Source organism: Pseudomonas sp. PICF6, assembly GCF_009831705.1.
GTDB classification, from domain to species: domain Bacteria; phylum Pseudomonadota; class Gammaproteobacteria; order Pseudomonadales; family Pseudomonadaceae; genus Aquipseudomonas; species Aquipseudomonas rhizophila.
Genome location: NZ_WUUD01000035.1, coordinates 344,592 through 345,081, shown reverse-complemented (window position 1 = coordinate 345,081; position 490 = coordinate 344,592). Strand labels below are relative to the sequence as shown.

Sequence of the window (490 nt, the reverse complement as noted above, 5' to 3'; positions counted from 1 at the left end):
GTCAACTGCCACAGCCTGCGCCAGGTGTTTGCCAGCGGCGAAGCACTGCCGGTGGATCTGGTGCGGCGTTTCATGGGCCAGCACCCGGCCGCCCTGATCAACCTGTACGGCCCGACCGAAGCAGCCATCGACGTCTCGGTCTGGCGTTGCTCGGCCAACGACGTGATCGTGCCGATCGGCAAGCCCATCGCCAACCTGCATTTGTACATCCTCGACGAGGCCATGCAACCGTTGCCGATTGGCAGCATCGGCGAGCTGTACATCGGTGGCGTCGGCGTGGCCCGGGGTTATCTGAAACGCCCGGACCTGACCGAGGAACGCTTCCTCGCCAGCCCATTCATCAAGGGTGACCGCCTGTACCGCACCGGCGACCGTTGCCGCTTCCTGGCCGATGGCAACATCGAGTACCTGGGGCGTCTCGACCATCAGGTGAAGTTGCGCGGCCAGCGCATTGAACTGGGGGAAATCGACGCCGCACTGCTCGCGCAGG

At 64.7% G+C, this 490-nt stretch carries 1 protein-coding gene; it reads left to right on the top strand.

The features are described 5' to 3' along the window. A partial coding sequence (locus GSM73_RS28030) for an AMP-binding protein (RefSeq protein ID WP_256677101.1) occupies positions 1–490 on the top strand: 490 nt, incomplete at both ends.